This is a genomic window from Pusillimonas sp. ANT_WB101 (assembly GCF_008369125.1).
Lineage (GTDB): Bacteria > Pseudomonadota > Gammaproteobacteria > Burkholderiales > Burkholderiaceae_B > Allopusillimonas.
Genome location: NZ_VOAY01000001.1, coordinates 196,153 through 211,781, shown reverse-complemented (window position 1 = coordinate 211,781; position 15,629 = coordinate 196,153). Strand labels below are relative to the sequence as shown.

Sequence of the window (15,629 nt, the reverse complement as noted above, 5' to 3'; positions counted from 1 at the left end):
TGCAGCAGCATCGCCATTGAAACCTGGCACTACCCAACCGGTGGCACAGTATTTGCTATGACTGAAAAGGACAGATTCTGTCGCCAAATAGGAGAAACTCATGAAAAAGCTTATCGCTATCGCCGCTTGCACAATGCCTATGGTCTTTGCATCTACGCTATACGCGCAAGACAAAGCCGCTGATACCATGAAGACGGATCCTGCTGCTGCGAGCACTAGCGGCACTGCCGATTCGGCAAAGAGTGGCACCTCGGCGTCGGACGTTCCGTCGACGGGCCAGGGAACAGCAGGCTCAAGCGGCCAAGGTGCAGCGGGAGCCACTGCGGCCCCAGCTGCAGCAGCATCCGCACCAGCAGCTTCCACCCCCGCAGCATCGGCCCCTGCGGCACCCGCCCCTGACCCCAGCAGCGATAAAACGCCGCCCTATACTGCACCCGAGCCAATGCCAGGCGCTTCGGCCCCTGCCGCGGCAGCGACAGCGCCGATGAAGGATGAAAAGGCAGATATGGAGAAGCAGTCCATCTCGGGCATAAGCGTCAAAAAGACGATTATGGGTAAGGCGGTATACAACGAAGCCGACGAAAAAATCGGTGACATCAGTGATGTCGTGCTTGCTGCCGATGGCCAGGCTGCTTACTTTATTGTTGGTGCAGGCGGTTTTCTCGGTTTGGGCGAACATAACGTTGCCATCCCCTACGAGAAGATCAAACAGAATGGCGACAAAATGGTTTTGCCAGGGTTTACCAAAGATCAGCTGAAAGCCCTTCCTAAAGTGGAAGTCAAAGGGTAAGTTTGATCCAAACCTTCAATATCCGAGCTTTCAATATTCCGGCCTTCAATAAAGAGCAGATAGGTCTTCTTCAAAGAATGGCCTTTAGTCTGACCTTCTAGGCTGTGGGGCTCATCTCCCAACGTGAAACCGGTCGCCGCAAGCCCAAAGCCAGGTGCTGCCAGCGACCGGTTTGATTTGTGCAGTGACCGTTGTTTTTGCAGTAGCCTTAATTTGTACCGTAGCCGTCGTTTGCGCAGCAGTCTTACAAAGCCCCTATCGACCTGATCACAGCGAGATTTATGCGCGGCTACAAGACGCCGGCCTTATGCCACGAGTATCCGTTAGCACCCCATTTTCTTTAACTCGGATTCCGTCGCTCATGCCCAACTTTCTAGCTCGAATTCCGTAATTCATGCCCAATTTCCTTAACTCGGGTTGCGTATCTCATGACCAGTTTTAGGTGCCAACCACGCTCAGGGCAAAAAGAATAGCCAGGAAGCCTATACTTCCTTACTGATAAACTGGATTATCAAGAAGGTTTTCAGCACGCTTGTCGGCATACGCTGGCACACTGCCTGACCAACCTCTCTACTTCTCCGCCCACCCCATTTGCTTTGGTAGCCATTACGTATCCATGACGCATTTTTCCGTACTTGACCTTGCCCCTATTATTGAGGGCGGTACCGCCGCTGACTCATTTCGCAACACGCTAAGCCTGGCGCAGCATGCCGAACAGTGGGGGTACAAGCGATACTGGATGGCCGAACATCATGGCATGCCTGGTATTGCCAGCGCCGCCACTGCCATTCTAATTTCGCATGTAGCCGCTGGCACCAAAACCATTCGCGTTGGGGCGGGGGGCATTATGTTGCCCAACCACTCTCCTCTTGTTATTGCCGAACAATTCGGCACGCTTGAGTCGCTTTACCCTGGTCGTATCGACTTGGGGCTGGGTCGGGCTCCCGGTTCAGATCAAGTCACTTCACGGGCGATGCGTCGCAATCTCTCCTCCGACCCCGACGCCTTCCCGCGCGATGTGGTCGAACTCATGGACTACATGTCAGACGAGCCGCGTCAGCCTGTACTGGCTGTGCCAGGCAAAGGCCTTAATGTTCCTATATGGATACTCGGCTCCAGCCTATTCGGCGCTCAACTTGCCGCCGCACTCGGGTTGCCTTACGCGTTCGCCTCACATTTTGCCCCCCAACAAATGATGCAGGCCATACAGCTGTACCGCAGCACCTTCAAGCCTTCCTCTCAGCTTGCCAAACCTTACGTCATGCTGGGCTTTAATGTATTTGCCGCAGACACCGACGAGCAGGCGCGCTTTCTGGCCACCTCGTGGCAGCAGTCATTTGTAAATTTGCGCAGTGGCAGACCTTCCCGGCTGCCACCGCCCGTAGACGGCTACCTGGAAAACCTGGGCCCACAGGCACAAGCCCTGCTCGACCACACGCTTTCGTGTTCAGCCGTTGGTGCACCCGATACCGTCGCTTCACAGTTGCAGGCCTTCATCGACCGCACGGGCGCCGACGAGCTCATGATCACGTCAAACACATTCAACTTTGAAGCCAGGCTCAAGTCGTATGAAATCACGGCGAGCCTTCCCACTTTTGCATAAACACCTATAACCATGGCACATCAAGACTCAATCAGCTCGCGATTAGCCGCCATCCGGCAACGCATTGACGACAGCGCACAGCGCGCCGGGCGGGCTGCAGGCTCAGTCACCCTGCTCCCGGTCAGCAAAACCTTTGGCGAAGCACCCATTCGAGAGGCTGTGGCTGCTGGCGTGCGGCGCTTGGGCGAGAACAAGGCGCAAGAGATACGCAGCAAGTTCGAACCGCTGGCAGACTGCGGCATTGACTGGGTCATGATTGGCAATCTGCAAACCAATAAAGCCAAAGACATTGCCCGCATGGCCTCCGAGATCCAGTCGCTTGACCGTCTCGACCTGGCTGTCGCGCTTGAGCGCCGTCTTCAGCATGAAGGGCGTGCCATCGACGCACTGGTACAAATCAAGACATCGACCGAGCCCACCAAGTATGGCTTGCCGCCCGACGAGCTGCTTCCGTTTTTGCGCCAGGTGGCCCGCGACATGCCCACGCTGCGCATACGGGGCCTGATGACACTCGCCATCAATCTGCACGATCAGGACGCCGTACGCGCCTGCTTTCGAACATTGCGTGTGCTGCGCGACCGCATGCGCGAAGAAGCCGTAGACGGGGTTGAAATGGAACGCCTGTCTATGGGAATGAGCGGCGATTTTGAAATCGCCATTGAGGAAGGTTCTACCGAAGTACGCATCGGCACGGCCATCTTTGGCGGGCGTATTTACAACGATGACTACTACTGGCCAGAGACGGAAACCCCACCTGTAAAATAACGGTATACACCACCCACTGACACCACAGGCCAGCTTTCTCATGAACGAACCCATCCGTCTCACCCAATACAGTCACGGCGCGGGCTGTGGCTGCAAAATTTCACCCCGCGTTCTTGACACCATTTTGGCAGGCAGTGGCTCGCAAACTGCCGATCCCAAATTGTGGGTAGGCAATACCTCGCGTGACGACGCCGCCGTTTACGGGCTGGACGATGAGCGTGGCATTGTTTCTACCACTGATTTTTTCATGCCCATTGTCGATGACCCCTACGATTTCGGTCGTATCGCGGGCACGAATGCCATCAGCGACATCTACGCCATGGGCGGCACCCCCATCATGGCCATTGCCATTCTGGGCTGGCCTATTAATGTGCTGCCGCCCGAGGTCGCACGCGACGTTATTCGTGGCGGGCGCGCGGCCTGTGACGCGGCAGGTATCGCCCTGGCCGGCGGCCACTCCATTGATGCGCCTGAGCCTATTTTTGGGCTTGCCGTTACGGGCACGGTCGACCGACGCCATCTGAAGCGCAACGATACCGCCACCGAAGGCAGCATTCTGTTTCTGACCAAACCGCTGGGCATAGGCATACTGACCACGGCCGAAAAAAAGGGCAAGTTACGCCATCAAGACCTGGGCGTGGCATGCGAGTGCATGTGCACACCCAACAGCGCAGGCAGCCACTTTGCCAAGCTGGACGCCGTAACGGCCATGACCGACGTCACAGGTTTTGGTCTGCTCGGTCATTTACTCGAAATGGCCGACGGCAGCAGGCTTACTGCCCGCTTGCACTACGATGCGGTCCCGCGCCTGGCAGGTGTAGATTATTATCTGGCCGAGGGTTGCGTACCGGGTGGCACACTGCGCAATTTCGACAGCTATGGGCATGGTGTAGGCACCATCACAGAGCCTCAAAAACAGTTTCTATGCGACCCGCAAACCAGTGGCGGGCTGCTCGTGGCGGTTGCGCCCGAGGGCGTAGACCAGTTTCTGTCTATGGCCAATGATATCGGGCTCAGCCTCTCGCCCATTGGCGAGATGATGGCCCGACAAGAACACGGAGTGGTCATCGCCTGATGGATAACACCACCAACTGTTATCGCGATCTGTTTCTTGCTGACACACCGATGGCCGATTTGCGCGCACCGGCAGAGTATCTGAAAGGCGCTTTCCCGCACACCATCAACCTGCCCCTCATGGACGACGAAGAGCGCCATCTGGTTGGCACCTGCTACAAGCAGCAGGGCCAGGAAGCAGCCATCGCACTGGGGCACCGTCTGGTATCCGGCGCCAAGCGCGACGAACGCATCCACGCATGGCAGCGCTTCGCCCGCCAGCACCCCAACGGCATGCTGTACTGCTTTCGAGGCGGGTTACGGTCCCGTATCGCCCAGCAGTGGCTGGCCGAATCAGGCGTTGATTATCCTCGTGTCGAGGGGGGCTATAAGGCCTTACGCGGTTTTTTGGTAGAGACCAATGAAGCTGCCGCCGCCGAATGCAGCTTCATCCTCGTTGGCGGGCTAACAGGTTCGGGCAAAACAGAACTGCTTTACCGTCTGGACCACGCCATTGATCTTGAAGGTCATGCTCATCATCGCGGCTCCAGCTTTGGCAAACACGCCACCCCGCAGCCGGCTCAAATTGATTTTGAAAACAGGCTGGCCATTGATTTTCTAAAAAAACGCGCACAAGGCTTTGACGAGTTTGTGCTCGAAGAAGAAAGCCGTACAGTGGGCCGCTGTTTTGTACCGCCCTCTTTGCACGCCGGTATGCAAAACTACCCGCGAGTGTGGCTCGAAGACACACTAGAAAACCGTATCAACCGCATTTTGCGCGACTATGTCATTGACCTTGCTGCAGAATTTACTGCACGTGACGGTGAAGAGGCTGGATTCGAGGCCTTTGCGGAGCAGTTGCGGCAAAGCCTTCTAAAAATCGTCAAACGCTTGGGCCATGAACGATACGAACGCCTGGCGGCAATTATGGATGACGCGCTGGTACGGCAACAACGAGATGGCGATCTCGACCTTCACCGCGAATGGATCAGCGCGTTATTGCTTGAGTACTATGACCCCATGTACGCGTATCAACGCAATACCAAGGCCGACCGCACCGTGTTTAGTGGCAGCCACGAAGAGGTGGTAGAGTATCTCTTAGCGCGCGCGCAGCGGCGCAGGGGCTAACCCCACCGACGCCGCAACGCCGTCTTCCTCATAACCAACCATCGGAGCATGATGCTATGACGAACCCGGAACTTCGCGCGGCCTTTGCGCCAACAGGCAAACTTCGCGCCTCCATCAATACCGGCAATGCCATTCTGGCCGCCGCTGATCCTGCCGGGGCCGGCGCCAAAGGCGTCTCCGTCGACCTGGCTCGTGAACTTGCTGGTCGTTTAGGGGTAGAGCTTGAACTTGTCATCTTCAAAACAGCTCGTGAATCTGTCGATGCTGTCGCCACAGAGCATGCCGACATAGGCTTCTTTGCCATTGACCCCAAACGTGGCGAACAGATAGCCTTTACGGCACCCTACGTGCATATCGAAGGCACGTATTTGGTGCGTCAAGACTCCCCAATCACTCACATGGACCAAGTCGACCGCAAAGACATACGCGTTACTGTGGGCAAAGGCAGCGCTTACGACCTGTTTCTTACTCGAGAACTGAAGCAGGCTATGATTGAACACGCCCCCTCGTCACCGACGGTTGTCGATACATTTATGGCGACACAGTCTGACGTGGCCGCTGGCGTGCGCCAGCAACTGGAGGCCGACGCCAAACGGCTCGGAAGCCTTCGAGTGCTAGACGGACATTTCATGGTGATCCGGCAGGCCATGGGCATGCCGAAAAGCCGCAGCCCCGAAGCTATTGCTTATTTGTGCGATTTTATCGAAGAGATGAAGTCAAACGGCACCGTACAAACAGCCCTGAAAAACCATCAGATACAAGGTGTATTTGCAGCCCCCCCGGCCGCATAGGCCAACTAAAGCCAGGCACGCGCCTTGAATTCTGCAACCGTGTGCTTGTGAGGTTAATGCAGGTCAATGCGCTGCCGCAGGCGTATTCGTATGATTGAGCACCTAACCATAGCGCCCCGAACACTGGCGTGCTGCATCACGCACGCGCCACCGGGCCCCAGGAGCCCACCAGCCATGCAACAGTTTGAAAACATAGCCATTTCACTGGCTCAGCCGCAAGACATTTCCATCGAAGTCTTGATCGAAAAATACGCCAAAAACGGCGAAACTACCATTGACGAAGTACGCGCACGTGTTGCCGCCGCGCTTGCCGAAGCAGAACCGGCCAAACAGCGAAAAATTTATACGGAAGAGTTTTTGTGGGCCATGCGGCATGGGTTTATACCTGCCGGTCGCATCAACAGCGCGGCGGGCACACAATTGCACAGCACGCTGATCAACTGTTTTGTACAGCCGGTGGGCGATTCCATCACCGAAGATGACAACGGCAAACCAGGCATTTATACGGCACTGGCCCAGGCCGCCGAAACCATGCGTCGTGGCGGCGGCGTGGGTTACAACTTTTCTGCCATACGCCCCAAGGGCGCGCTGGTTAAAGGCACGGGCAGCAGTGCTTCTGGCCCTATTTCTTACATGCGGGTTTTTGACCGTTCATGCGAAACCGTTGAATCGGCCGGTGCCCGGCGCGGCGCACAAATGGCGGTGCTTGATGTTACGCACCCTGACATTACCGAGTTCATCGTTGCCAAGCAAGAGCGCGGCCAGCTCAACAATTTTAATGTTTCCGTCGGCGTTACCGACGCTTTCATGAATGCTGTCGAAGCCGACAGCCACTTCGAACTGGTGCACGTCGCCGAACCCAATGAAGATCTGAAAAAGCAGGGTGCATACCTGCGTGACGACGGCTTGTGGGTTTATCGCAGCGTAAGTGCACGTGAAGTGTGGGATCTCATCATGCAAAGCACCTATGCCGCGGCCGAGCCCGGCGTGCTTTACATGGACCGTATCAACGCCGACAACAACCTCGACTATTGCGAGCGTATCGAGTCAACCAACCCTTGCGGAGAACAACCCCTGCCTGACCATGGGTGCTGCTGCCTGGGTAGCCTTAACCTTGCCGTCTACGTCAACAACCCATTTACCGACAAAGCCAGCTTTGACTACGACAGCATGACTAAAGCAGCACGGCTGGCCGTGCGCATGCTCGACAACGTACTCACCGTCACAAACTGGCCGCTGGTCGAGCAAAAGCGCGAGGCCGATGCCAAGCGTCGTCTCGGCCTGGGCTTTACAGGGCTGGGAGATGCCCTGATCATGTTAGGTATACGTTATGACTCCGAGCAAGGGCGCGAGCTGGCAGCCCGTATGGCTCGTGAGCTACGCGACGCAGCCTACGAGGCGTCGGTTGAGCTGGCCAAAGAGCGCGGCCCCTTCCCGCTGTTTGATGCCGAAAAATACCTGGCCAGCGGCTTCGCTTCGCGCCTGCCCGAGGCACTGAAGACTGCCATCCGCGAACATGGCATCCGCAACTCGCACCTTACATCCATCGCACCCACAGGTACGATTTCACTGGCATTTGCCGACAATGCTTCCAACGGAATAGAACCACCTTTTTCGTGGGCCTATACGCGCACCAAACGCATGCATGACGGCAGCAAAAAAGATTACACCGTCGAAGATCATGCCTACCGCGTCTATCGCGCTATGGATGGCGATGTTGACAACCTGCCTGAAGCATTTGTATCAGCACTCAATATTTCAGCCATTAATCATATGCTCATGGTGGCGGCCGTCGCACCCTACGTGGATGCCGCCATTTCCAAAACCGTCAACGTACCCGTCGATTACCCTTATGAAGACTTCAAAAATCTTTATACACAAGCCTGGCATAAAGGTTTGAAGGGCATCACCACCTATAGGCCCAACACTATTCTGGGCGCCGTGCTTTCTACCACTGCCGACCCCGGCGCTCTGGCACCCAAACCCATTACATTGTCCGAACAAGACAAACGTATCGTGCTCACCGAAGTCGCCATGTCACCGCCCCTGGCATCGCTGCGCTGGCCCTCACGGCCCAGCCTGCCCGCTGGCGCGTCAGGATGGGTCAGCGAAACCATTGCCACGCCCCAAGGTGAATTTGCCATTGTGGTGGCCGATCAAGACCAGGTGCCGTTCGAAGTCTGGGTGCTGGGTGGCCAACCCCCGCGCGGGCTGGATGCCATCGCAAAAACACTGTCAAGCGATATGCGTGCCAACGACCGTGGCTGGCTGCGCAAAAAGCTTTCCGTGCTGGCCAGTGCCTATGGCGACGGTTTTAAAATGCCCATGCCGCCAGAAGGCGAACCGGTAGCCGTACCGAGTGCCACCGCGGCCCTGGCACGTCTGGTTGAATGGCGTTACCACAGCCTAGGCGCACTCGAACCCCGCGCCAATGACCCCTCACCTGTTCTAAATGCCCTGTTTGCGCCGCGCGAGCCCAAGACCGGTACCGACGGCACCCTGGCCTGGGTGGCAGACGTGCGCAACCCGGCGACCGACGACGACTTTGTGCTCATGCTGAAAGAACTGCAAATGCCCGACGGCAGCCGTCGCCCCTACAGCATGTGGCTAACCGGCGCACACCCGCGCGCACTCGATGGGTTGTGCAAGCTGCTTAGCCTGGACATGCGCGTTATCGACCCGGCCTGGATCGCCATGAAGTTGCGCAAGCTGCTCAACTACGCCGAGCCGCGCGGCGACTTTCTGGCGCGAGTGCCCGGCAGCGAGAAACAAGCCAACTACCCCTCTACGGTTGCCTATATTGCACAGCTTGTTATCCACCGCTACGCCATGCTGGGCATTCTTACCGAAGAAGGCATGCCCGTAAACGCCATGGGTGTGGTGGCTGAAGACCCCAGACAAGGCCGGCTTGCGCTTGAAACCACCCCCATGAACGGAAAGCGTTGCGCCGAATGCGGCAACCTCGCCGTCATCAAAAAAGATGGCTGCGAATTCTGCACGGCCTGCGGGGCTATAGGCGCATGCGGCTAGGTACTTTTGCGTCTATGGCTGGAAACTCCTGCAAAATATCTGCTGAGAGAAGGTCATCGACACGGCGTGCCAATTAGCTTGCTCTCTTGTTCCAGCAGCAGATTTCGACAAGCGAGTAAACGTACGTGTCGACAAAAAAGGGGTTAATAAACCCTGAATGAAATTCAAACCTTGCCGGAACACCGGCAAATCTTGAAGGCATAAGTAGTTGTTATATAATCATTAATATTGATATAAAAGAGCAAGTTACCATATACTTAAATAGCTCAAAAAAGGAAATATTACTATGAGACTGCAAGAACGAATGCTGCGGTCCATCAAGCAGCGAACTGGCAACATTATTCTTAGGGCGGATGTCGCTAAGATGGGCAGTCCTTCCCAGGTTTCTTGGGCCCTCAAAGAACTCCAAAGCAAGGGTGTACTAGTTCGTATCGGGACGGGGGTGTATGCCAAGACCCGCAAAAGCTCATTCACGGGCTCGACTATCCCTGCAGGTAGTTTAGAAACACTTGCCGCTGAAACTCTCAGAAAACTAGGTATTTCAGTCAGTGCTGGAAGCGCAGCTGCCGCATACAACTCAGGTCAGACAACACAGCTGCCGGGAACATTCGTGGCTAACACTGGGCAACGCCGCATCAGTAGAAAGATTGCAGTTGGAGGCCGCTCGGTCGTATATGAGAATAATTACAGCCGCCCAGAAGCAAGCGCTTGAAGACCTGGCAGCAGAAGGCCTTCTACGAGGACTGCCGGTACAGACTGCTGAAAAAGACATCCACATAACTGAGTTGCTCAAGAAATTGAGCAAACTCCAGGTTCACCACAACCACTTTAGCGATATCGACCCGCGTCGAGCCGAGCATACCCGCCATGATGAGGGTATTCGGCTCATCTTCGCGGGCGGTACATGCCTATCTAAGGCCCACGGTCTAATCAACCGAATGTCTGAAGACATTGACATCAAGGTAGTATTGTCAGCCACCAAAAGTCCTTTAAAGAAAGGCCGGGGAGACCGGGTGCGGCTCAAGTCGCTACATGAGCACATTCCATCGCTCTTAAACGGTCTGGGTTTTCCGCCTCTCGAGTACCTGAACGGAGAGCTTAACCCTAGCATCCGAGATGCGCATCGGTACTATGTCGTCGGGGCCAGATATAAATCCACCTACTCAGAATTTCCAAGCCTTCGTCCCGAACTCAAGCTTGAGCTTATTCAAAGACAACCATTACTGCCGCTGGAGCGGCGTGAATTTGGCTACCTCTACGAGACACTTGCAGGCCTACAAGCGACTTCGACGGTTGCTATTGATTGCGTCTCCGTTGCCGAGACTGCCGCCGAGAAGGTGCTGTCATTGTTGCGCCGCTATGCATACAAATGGGACGGCCACCAAATCAAGGGGGACATTGACCCTACATTGGTTCGCCACGTCTACGACGTTGCGCGCATCTTTGAGCATTCGAGAGACTCACTAGCCAGCGCACGAAGCATTTTTCCACAGCTGGTGCAGAGCGACCAAAACGAATTCCACGGTCAGAACCCCGAGTTTGACTCCGACCCTGTTAGCGTTCTTAAGCGTACTCTGAACGTCGCTAAAACAAATGGAGAACTGCTGAAACAGTACTCTAAACACCTAATACCTCTCGTGTATGATACGAACCGGCCAACTTTCGAGGAATCATTTGCTTCGTTTGAAACCGTGGCAATGGACTTCCTTGCAGCCTGCTAGCGTCCCACCATCGTCCATTGTTATCAGGGACGAAAACGACAAGCGGTTGACTTGTTCAAAAAGCAAAAATGGTTCCAAAAGATATCCGCCCAAAATGGCATCGGAGATGGGTGCCCGCACGAATAACAATGTTGGATCCGTTAGTGGCCTGTGCTGAAACAGGCAGAGAAGTTTAACTTTACGCTTAAACCTACAAAAAAGATGGCTGCGAATTCTGCACGGCCTGCGGGGCTATAGGCGCATGCGGCTAAGTACTTTTGCGTCTATAGCTGTACGGGTAATTTAGTAATGTAGTAAAGTAATAAGGTAGCATTCAGCATAAAAACAGGCGTCTGCGATTCAGAATCGCAGGCGCCTGATCCGTTTCCAGACAGTATTTTTTGGTGCCGCGAGGCACGGCAGCCGAACAGGGCAGGAGAACACCTTGAGTAACGCCAGTAGCGCAAGACAGTGGTATTTTGGCTGGAACATCGTCGCAGCAGCGGCAACACTCACGCTACTTACAGTCGGTCTGCGCATGGGCATCGGGCCCTTCTTTCTGCCCATGATAGAAAGCCTGGGTTTTAGCCGCAGCCTGCTTTCCGGCATTATCGCCATTGGTATGCTGTTTTATGGGCTTGCCATGCCGTTAGCAGGCTATCTGGTCGCACGTATCGGCACACGATCCGTGCTGTTGCTGGGCACCATTATCGTGGTGGCCAGCGCCATCTGGACAGTCAATGCCCATACCCCCTTAAGCTTTTTTATGGCTTTTGGCATATTTCTTTCAATCGGGCTGGCCTTTGTCAGCCCGGTGGCATTGACCCCAATACTGAGCCGTTGGTTTGTAAGACAACGAGGCATGGCCTTGTTTTTTCTATCCACGGGCTCAATGGCAGGCATTGCTGTCGTCACCCCGCTGTTTACCTGGTCGATTGGCATGTTTGGCTGGCAATCTACGCTTATGGGGTATGCCGCCGTTTTCGCGTTAATTGCCATACCCACTACGGTATTTGTCGTGCGTGAAAATGCACCAGAAAATGCCGACCTGCCGCCTAGCCGTCAGAGCGGAGCAACTAGCGGGGCCTCATCGGCCACAAGCCGGGCCGCAGCGCCCAGCCTGAAGTTGCGTGAGGCGCTGGTTACACGCCCCTTCTGGAAAATCACGCTGGGTTTGTTTGCCTGTGGCTATAGCATGAACTTGCTCGGCACGCACGGCGTACCTATGCTTATTGACCACGGCTTTGATGCCACCACAAGCTCGCTGGGCATCGGCCTGATTGGCCTGGTCGCCATTTTCAGTACCCTGATACTAGGCAGAATCTCCGACATTTTGCCCAGAAAGCACATACTTTCCACCATTTACTTCGTTCGGGGTCTGGGCTTTCTCGGCTTGCTGATTGCCGGCACACAGTGGCAACTGTATACGGTTGCAGCGGTTGGCGGCATTGTCTGGGCCGGAAGCGTCGCGCTGTCTTCGGCCATTTTGGCCGATGTGTACGGTGTAAAACTGGTAGGTGTGTTGTATGGCACCTCTTATGTCGGCCATCAGGTGGGCGGCATGATCAGCTCATGGTTGGGCGGATGGGGCTATGAAACCTTTGGCACACACTGGCTTGCGTTTGGCAGTGCGGCATTTTTCCTGTTTGTTGCCGGCGGTGTTGCGCTGATTTTGCCGCGCCAGGGTTATTGCCTGCCAGCCCGCCAGGCGGCTATCGCCTGATTCTTGAAGAACCGACGGCAGTTCAACAATCGACTGTTAAGCGCAGTGAACGTCGGCATACCCACCCAGTGAGGCCTGGCAGGAATGCTTCTGCGATCACTGCGAGTGTGCCGTAGCCGCAGTTATTTGAAGCGACGGGTGGCCAACGTGGCGTTGCGGCCTGCTCTGCCACCCCAATGGCATAAGCAGCCACAGGTGCTTCAGAAAGGACGACGCCTGCCTGTTGGCCTGGCCGTTTCGAAAGCCAGTGCAAAACTTAGCAGAGCGTGTTCTTGACGGGGTCGGCCAATAATCTGGATGCCGACAGGCAGCCCGTCATCCGTAAAACTACAGGGCAGCGATATTGCCGGCAAGCCCAGAACGGTAATACGCGAACTTGAACGCATCCAGCTAATGTAATTTTCCATCTGTACCCCATCGATACTACGGGGGTAATCTTCGCCCACTGCAAAAGGCAGCACCTGCGACACCGGTGCCACCAAGAATTCGTAGGTATCCCAAAAACTACGCGCCGCAGCCAGCAAGCGCGTACGTTCGCGTTCGGCACGGCTTAGTTGCTCGCCCGTCAGGGCCAGCCCCATATCGATATTCCAGCGTACCGACTCCTTCATGCGATCGCCATTGCTTGCACGCAGCGGACCATAACCCGTTGCAAACGACAACGCGCGCATGACATCGAACACATCATCAGCGCCATTAAGATCAGGCTCGGCCTCATCAACAACACACCCCATATCGACCAGGGTGGCCACCCCGTCATCGAGCCCCTTGCGTACCGCAGCCTCAAAGGGCAAACCTCCCAGCGTGCGGCTGACGGCCACCCGCAGACCTTTGCATTGACGCGCGCGCAAGTGAGTAAACGACACCGAATCAGATCCGAAAGATAGCGGATCATACGGATGTTCACCCGCAATGGCACTTAGCAGCAGCCCCACATCCTGCACTGAGCGCCCCATTGGGCCTGCCACGCTCAGCGCGTTGTAGGGCATGGCGGACGGAAAATTAGGCACACGACCCGGAGTTGGACGCAGGCCAACAACATTGCAGAAACTGGCAGGGTTGCGCAATGAACCGCCCATGTCAGTCCCATCGGCCAACGAAACAAAGCCACTGGCGAGCGCCGCTGCCGCCCCACCACTGCTGCCACCTGCCGAACGTGAAGTGTCGTAAGGATTATGTGTTGCACCAAAAACAGGGTTGTAAGTATGCGACCCTGCCGCGAACTCGGGCACATTGGTCTTGCCCAGCGAGATGGCCCCCGCCTTCTTTTGGCGGGCAACGATTGCATGGTCGATGGCAGGCACAGAGTCAGCAAATAGTGGTGAACCAAAGGTGGTGCGCACACCGGCTGTAGGCAGGGTATCCTTATGAGCAACAGCCAGACCGAACAGTGCTCCATCTGCCTCGCCACGCAACCGCTTTTTGTCCGCCGCATCGGCCTGTTCAAGTGCTGTTTCGAATGTGCGCGTGACAACGGCGTTTATCGTTGTATCGTGCGCCTCGATCCGGGCAATATACGCCGAGATCAGTTCACGAACACCGATTTCGCCGTTCAGCATGGCACGCCGCTGGTCCACTGCGTCCCATAATAAAAATTCGCTCATTGTCTCCCGCCTTTAGTATTAACTACGTAGTTACCGCAATATAGCAAACGGCGCCATTACGACGACAGGCCTTTTATCTCGGGCAGCAACAAAGCAGCGTAATATCGGATTGTTCTTCAGGAGTCAGCCTTGAATTTACATATTCACACCCCCTTGATTGAGTCCCGGCCCCTCAGTCTCATTACTGGCAGCCAGATATGGCTCAAGATCGAAGCATTACAGCCAACGGGGTCGTTCAAGATTCGCGGCATCGGCGCTGCATGCCAGGAGTATGCACGGCGTGGCAAGCGGCGCTTCATCTCGTCATCGGGCGGTAATGCCGGTATTGCAGTGGCCTACGCAGGACGCTGCCTGTCTATACCCGTTACGGTAGTCGTGCCCGAAACAACAACTGAACGCGCACGGTCACTCATCAAGGCAGAACATGCGCAGGTTATTGTGCACGGCAAAGCCTGGGATGAGGCCAATACACTGGCGCTGTCGCTAATGGGTGAGGACGATGCTTTCCTTCACCCATTTGATGACCCCCTGCTCTGGAAAGGCCACGCCACATTGGTCGATGAACTTGTCAGCGAAGGCGTCAAGCCTGATGCCATCATGCTGTCAGTGGGCGGTGGTGGCCTGTATGCCGGCGTCGTTGAAGGGCTGCGCCGCAATAATTGGGGCGACATACCCGTTATTACGGCCGAAACCATTGGGACCGACTCTCTGGCACAATCAATACAACAAGGCAAGCGAATAACGCTAGACAGCATTACCAGCATTGCCACTTCGTTGGGTGCAGAGCAAGTGTGTGAGCAGGCCTGGAGGCTGTCACAAACGTATCCCACACTCAGTGCCGTTGTTAACGACCATGCCGCACTAAATGCCTGCGAACACTTTCTCGACGACCATCGCATCTTGGTCGAACCTGCTTGTGGCGCCAGCCTGGCGCTGGCCTATGAACAAGCCACTGTCCTGCAAGGGTTTGGAACCATAGTGATTGTCGTCTGCGGTGGCGTCACTGCCAGCATTGATCAAATACGGAAGTGGAATGCGGCGGTGATGCGGTGATGTGGGCGGGTATTTAGCGTACCTAACGAGCAGTTGCGTAGAAACTTTCGGCCTGCTGGAAAGCGGGAGCTAGTAAACGTCGACGTCGATGATCGTGTTGGACCTAGCGCGCTTCTCTTTAGCACCAACCAGCGCGAGTATTCCAGTCAGGCGGAAACCCTATTTCCGCCCGATCAATTTCTGCATACTTCGCAAACAACGCCGTCAACACGCAACGTGGTGCTTATACGTGCTAGCTGCGGTGTTTTGTTGGCGTAGCCCCCCCCGACAACAACTAGCATCCACTTACTCGAAAATTGTAGTTGGATGGTACATGTATGTCGCCGCTTACTTGACTCCAAAAGATCTGCAGCCAAGCAAAAAGTGCCGCATACTACAATGTTGATTCA

General features: G+C 55.5%; 12 protein-coding genes. 11 read left to right on the top strand and 1 reads right to left on the bottom strand.

Annotated elements, in window-relative coordinates:
* The first annotated feature begins 100 nt into the window (after positions 1-100).
* From FQ179_RS00975 to FQ179_RS00930, 10 genes are all read left to right on the top strand, one after another.
* Positions 101-790 carry a PRC-barrel domain-containing protein gene (locus tag FQ179_RS00975; RefSeq protein ID WP_149395412.1) on the top strand — a complete coding sequence of 230 codons (690 nt, stop codon included), beginning with the start codon at positions 101-103 and terminating at the stop codon, positions 788-790.
* 616 nt (positions 791-1,406) lie between these two features.
* Positions 1,407-2,393, top strand: coding sequence for an LLM class flavin-dependent oxidoreductase (locus FQ179_RS00970; RefSeq protein ID WP_149396846.1), 987 nt, complete (start codon positions 1,407-1,409; stop codon positions 2,391-2,393).
* 12 nt (positions 2,394-2,405) lie between these two features.
* Complete coding sequence (locus tag FQ179_RS00965) at positions 2,406-3,158, top strand: YggS family pyridoxal phosphate-dependent enzyme (protein WP_149395411.1); 753 nt, start codon at positions 2,406-2,408, stop codon at positions 3,156-3,158.
* A 40-nt stretch (positions 3,159-3,198) separates the two neighbouring features.
* Positions 3,199-4,233, top strand: a complete 1,035-nt coding sequence (selD, locus tag FQ179_RS00960; RefSeq protein ID WP_149395410.1) for a selenide, water dikinase SelD — start codon at positions 3,199-3,201, stop codon at positions 4,231-4,233.
* Positions 4,233-5,339 carry a tRNA 2-selenouridine(34) synthase MnmH gene (gene mnmH, locus FQ179_RS00955; protein WP_149395409.1) on the top strand — a complete coding sequence of 369 codons (1,107 nt, stop codon included), beginning with the start codon at positions 4,233-4,235 and terminating at the stop codon, positions 5,337-5,339. Before selD ends, mnmH begins: the two co-directional genes overlap by 1 nt.
* 56 nt (positions 5,340-5,395) lie before the next feature.
* Positions 5,396-6,130, top strand: coding sequence for an ABC transporter substrate-binding protein (locus FQ179_RS00950; RefSeq protein ID WP_149395408.1), 735 nt, complete (start codon positions 5,396-5,398; stop codon positions 6,128-6,130).
* A gap of 174 nt (positions 6,131-6,304) precedes the next feature.
* A complete protein-coding gene (locus FQ179_RS00945) occupies positions 6,305-9,160 on the top strand; it encodes an adenosylcobalamin-dependent ribonucleoside-diphosphate reductase (RefSeq protein WP_149395407.1) in 2,856 nt (951 codons plus the stop codon).
* A gap of 286 nt (positions 9,161-9,446) precedes the next feature.
* Positions 9,447-9,872 (top strand): DUF6088 family protein, encoded by a 426-nt coding sequence (locus tag FQ179_RS00940; protein ID WP_149395406.1) that lies wholly within the window; start codon positions 9,447-9,449, stop codon positions 9,870-9,872.
* Positions 9,835-10,881: a nucleotidyl transferase AbiEii/AbiGii toxin family protein gene (locus FQ179_RS00935; RefSeq protein WP_149395405.1), complete on the top strand. Its 1,047-nt coding sequence runs from the start codon at positions 9,835-9,837 to the stop codon at positions 10,879-10,881. The genes FQ179_RS00940 and FQ179_RS00935 overlap by 38 nt, the downstream gene beginning before the upstream one ends.
* Before the next feature lie 424 nt (positions 10,882-11,305).
* Positions 11,306-12,583 carry an MFS transporter gene (locus FQ179_RS00930; protein WP_255474780.1) on the top strand — a complete coding sequence of 426 codons (1,278 nt, stop codon included), beginning with the start codon at positions 11,306-11,308 and terminating at the stop codon, positions 12,581-12,583.
* Positions 12,584-12,783: 200 nt separating this feature from the next.
* On the opposite strand, the gene FQ179_RS00925 is transcribed toward FQ179_RS00930, so the two are convergent.
* Entirely contained in the window at positions 12,784-14,187 is a 1,404-nt protein-coding gene (locus FQ179_RS00925) for an amidase (RefSeq protein WP_149395404.1), read from the bottom strand.
* A 129-nt stretch (positions 14,188-14,316) separates the two neighbouring features.
* Between FQ179_RS00925 and FQ179_RS00920 the strand changes: the two genes are divergently transcribed.
* Positions 14,317-15,240 (top strand): pyridoxal-phosphate dependent enzyme, encoded by a 924-nt coding sequence (locus tag FQ179_RS00920; protein WP_149395403.1) that lies wholly within the window; start codon positions 14,317-14,319, stop codon positions 15,238-15,240.
* Positions 15,241-15,629 lie beyond the last annotated feature (389 nt).

What these genes read in the sequence shown, in the direction of transcription:
- FQ179_RS00975 (WP_149395412.1), top strand. Translation starts at nt 101, where the DNA reads ATGAAAAAGCTTATCGCTATCGCCGCTTGCACAATGCCTATGGTCTTT.
- FQ179_RS00970 (WP_149396846.1), top strand. Translation starts at nt 1,407, where the DNA reads ATGACGCATTTTTCCGTACTTGACCTTGCCCCTATTATTGAGGGCGGT.
- FQ179_RS00965 (WP_149395411.1), top strand. Translation starts at nt 2,406, where the DNA reads ATGGCACATCAAGACTCAATCAGCTCGCGATTAGCCGCCATCCGGCAA.
- selD (WP_149395410.1), top strand. Translation starts at nt 3,199, where the DNA reads ATGAACGAACCCATCCGTCTCACCCAATACAGTCACGGCGCGGGCTGT.
- mnmH (WP_149395409.1), top strand. Translation starts at nt 4,233, where the DNA reads ATGGATAACACCACCAACTGTTATCGCGATCTGTTTCTTGCTGACACA.
- FQ179_RS00950 (WP_149395408.1), top strand. Translation starts at nt 5,396, where the DNA reads ATGACGAACCCGGAACTTCGCGCGGCCTTTGCGCCAACAGGCAAACTT.
- FQ179_RS00945 (WP_149395407.1), top strand. Translation starts at nt 6,305, where the DNA reads ATGCAACAGTTTGAAAACATAGCCATTTCACTGGCTCAGCCGCAAGAC.
- FQ179_RS00940 (WP_149395406.1), top strand. Translation starts at nt 9,447, where the DNA reads ATGAGACTGCAAGAACGAATGCTGCGGTCCATCAAGCAGCGAACTGGC.
- FQ179_RS00935 (WP_149395405.1), top strand. Translation starts at nt 9,835, where the DNA reads ATGAGAATAATTACAGCCGCCCAGAAGCAAGCGCTTGAAGACCTGGCA.
- FQ179_RS00925 (WP_149395404.1), bottom strand. Translation starts at nt 14,187, where the DNA reads ATGAGCGAATTTTTATTATGGGACGCAGTGGACCAGCGGCGTGCCATG.